This window comes from Microbacterium sp. P5_B6 (assembly GCF_056400345.1).
The window spans coordinates 1-838 of the sequence record NZ_JBFULL010000082.1 but is presented as its reverse complement, the minus strand read 5'-3'; the positions used below and the strand labels follow the sequence as shown (position 1 = coordinate 838).

The window sequence follows — 838 nt, the reverse complement described above, 5'->3', positions numbered from 1 at the left end:
CGGTGAGGGCGTCGCGAAGCTGCGGGAACGGCCCTGCCACGACCGTGACATAGAGCACCGCGGCCACCACGTACATTCCGACCGCGACGAAAGACCTCGGACTCCGCGCGATGAGGGACCAGACGATTCCGGCGAGCACCGCGACCGCTGCGAGCACAGCCGGGACCTGATACCACGGTGTGATCGCCGCGACCGACACGAGAGCATCAGAGACGCTCGACGTGGTCGGCCATTGCCGGGCGTCCCACGGAGGACGGAGGCTGCGCACGAGCACACGGCCGACCACGAGGTAAGCGACCGCGGCGAGGGCGAGGAGCCAGCGGGTACGCATCGCCGTCGCCGCACGCCACCGAACGACGACGAACACGACCACCATGGGCGCCGTGAGGGCCAGCCAGGACATGAGTGCCCCCGGGTGCGCCATCGCGAGTCCGGGAAGCACGCCGAGAAGGGCGATCGCCCACCACAGAAGGCTTGTCGTCGCTCGCCGGGCAGCGAGACCGAGCACCTGCAGCGCTGCAGCCAATGCCGCAGGCAGGAGCGCAATGCCCAGCTGATAGGGATAGAGCACTCCGTAATCCATGAGGAGGATCGGGAACAGGGGCAGCGAGGCAGCGAGCAATCCCGCAGCCACAGCGAGCACCGGCGATCGGCCGAACAGCGCGCGGGAGAGCAGCACGATCCCGAGCGGCCAGACCACCGCCGAGATGACGAGGGTCACCGCGTTCACGGCGGCCGGGATGGAGGCTCCCGACAGCTGCACGATCAATGCCACCAATGCGTGCCAGGCAGCGGGATAGAAGGCCAGCGAGCCTCCCGGGTTGGTCATCCTGCAGAG

At 68.6% G+C, this 838-nt stretch carries 1 protein-coding gene; it reads right to left on the bottom strand.

Going from position 1 to position 838, the window contains the following annotated elements; translation table 11 throughout:
• Nucleotides 1-829, bottom strand: an 829-nt coding sequence (locus AC1DP3_RS18340) for a DUF6541 family protein (RefSeq protein WP_477295811.1), incomplete at its 3' end; no start/stop codon positions are given.
• Between the last annotated feature and the right edge of the window lie 9 nt (nt 830-838).